General features: G+C 58.7%; 2 protein-coding genes. Both read left to right on the top strand.

The genetic code is table 11. From position 1 onward, the window contains the following. Window positions 1–216: 216 nt before the first annotated feature. Window positions 217–1,362 (top strand): ABC transporter ATP-binding protein, encoded by a 1,146-nt coding sequence (locus EN969_RS27895; RefSeq protein WP_063167588.1) that lies wholly within the window; start codon window positions 217–219, stop codon window positions 1,360–1,362. A 110-nt stretch (window positions 1,363–1,472) separates the two neighbouring features. Further along, on the top strand, window positions 1,473–2,174 hold a 702-nt coding region (locus EN969_RS27890; RefSeq protein WP_127419576.1), incomplete at its 3' end, for an extracellular solute-binding protein.

The raw sequence follows: 2,174 nt of genomic DNA, 5'->3' as shown, positions 1-2,174 counted from the left end.
TTCGATAACGGGGCGGGGCGGGCGCGAGGCGCTTCCGACCGACGACCAGGTCAAGGAACTCCTGGCATCGACGAACGCGCCGTCGGCAGTCGAACTGAAATATGCGCGGCTTGATACCGGAACATAGCCCGAACTATCCGAGGAAAAATTTCGCAGGTGAACGTAAGCCGAGGACAATCATAAAAATCAGTGGCTTAGACTTGTGGAGGGAGGAATATGGCAGAAGTCGTTCTTGAGAATATCTGCAAGACATACGGGAACAATTTTCACGCAATCGACCAATTGAACCTGTCGGTCAAGGACGGCGAGTTCTTGATTCTCGTCGGGCCGTCCGGCTGTGGCAAATCCACCGCGTTGAGGATGATCGCGGGATTGGAGGACGTCACCAGCGGCAGCCTTCGGATCGGCGGGGTCGACGTCGTCGACATGCCGCCCAAGGACCGCGACATTGCGATGGTCTTCCAGAGCTACGCTCTCTACCCGCATATGACCGTGTTCGAAAACATTGGCTTTTCGATGCGGCTGGCAGGCAAGCCGAAGGCCGAGCGCAAAAAGCGCGTGGACGAGATCGCCAAAACCCTTCAACTGACGTCTCTGCTGGACAGCAAACCCGCGAACCTTTCAGGCGGACAGCGTCAAAGGGTTGCCATGGGCCGCGCCATGGTGCGCGAGCCGGCAGCCTTTCTCATGGACGAACCCCTTTCCAATCTGGACGCGAAACTGCGTGTTCAAATGCGCGCCGAAATCACCAGTCTGCAAAAGCAGCTCGGCGTAACGACCATATATGTGACCCACGACCAAACCGAAGCCATGACGATGGGCGACAGGGTCGCGGTGTTGAAAGGCGGCGTGCTGCAGCAGGTCGACGCACCCAAGAGGCTCTATGAATCGCCGGTGAACGCTTTCGTTGCTGGCTTCATCGGGTCTCCTTCGATGAATCTTTTCGAGGCAACCCTGACGGGCGACGAACTGATGTCCGGCGCCTTGGCCATCCGGCTGCAGGATGCAGCCTTCGTGCGCAGGCCGGGCTTGAGGTCGTATGCGGGGCGCAAGGTCGTGTTCGGGATACGACCGGAGGATCTCTATGACAGCAGTCTCGAATCCGGCCGCAAGTATCAGACGATACCGGCAAAGGTGACCTCGATCGAAGAACTCGGATCCGAACAAATCGTCCATCTCAACATCGACGCGGTCCGGGTGGACTCCGGCGACCCTGACGCGGTGCAGGATTTCGGCCTGGCGTCGAATGCGGTGGCGAAATTCGAACCGGTCAGCACAGTCCGCTCCGGCTCGGAAATCAGCTTGGCCCTGGATGATGCCAAGCTCCATTTCTTCGACCCCGAGACGCATCTGGCAATCTGAATATCAGCGATAAGACCCGCGGGCGAGGGTGAGGCGCCTGCGTAAGAAGACTTCTGAATAATCAGACGATCGGCCGCATTGTGCGGGCGAATATAAAGAAGGAGGAGAAAATGACGTTTCGTATTAAATCCGCGATGCTGAAAATAGCCGCGGCCGCATGGTTGCTTGGCGCAACCGGCGCCATGGCGGATACGACGCTGGAATTCACCCAATGGTGGGAGCCCGAATTGCCGGCTGGCTCGCTCAGGTCAATTATGGACGAGTTCGAGGCGGCAAACCCCGGAATCAAGGTGACGCTGGTCAGCGGCCCCTACGCCACCACGCGAGACCAGATCTCGGTTGGTGCTGCAACCGGAACGCTCAGCGACGTCGTCGGTCTCGACGGCGCCTGGGTGAACAATCTGAATGCGCAGGGCGCACTCGCCGACATGAATCCGATGATGGATGCGAGCGGTTTCGACAAGAGCCAGGTCGCGGATATCATCAAGGTGGACGGCAAGGCCGTGATGTTTCCCGTGGCTTCGTTCGTCTATCCGGTCTTCGTGAATTTGGACCTCGCCGCCAAGGCGGGCGTGACCAAGCTGCCGTCGACCCGTGCGGAGTTTCTCGAAGCCGCCAAGAAGATGACGCACGCCGACCAGAACCAGTATGGCTGGGTGCTGCCCCTGTCGCTGCAAACGCCATCCGGCGTCCAGAACGACATGATGTCGTGGGTTTGGGCTTCGGGCCAGTCGATGATGGCGAGCGGCAAGCCGGACCTTGAGGGCAAACCGGTGGTGGATATGCTCACTTTCGTCAAATCACTCAATGAC

Source organism: Mesorhizobium sp. M7A.F.Ca.CA.003.01.2.1 (genome assembly GCF_003998945.1).
In the GTDB taxonomy this organism is placed as follows: domain Bacteria; phylum Pseudomonadota; class Alphaproteobacteria; order Rhizobiales; family Rhizobiaceae; genus Mesorhizobium; species Mesorhizobium ciceri.
Note: the sequence above shows the minus strand (reverse complement) of the source record. Positions and strands in the feature narration are given on the sequence as shown.

What these genes read in the sequence shown, in the direction of transcription:
- EN969_RS27895 (WP_063167588.1), top strand. Translation starts at nt 217, where the DNA reads ATGGCAGAAGTCGTTCTTGAGAATATCTGCAAGACATACGGGAACAAT.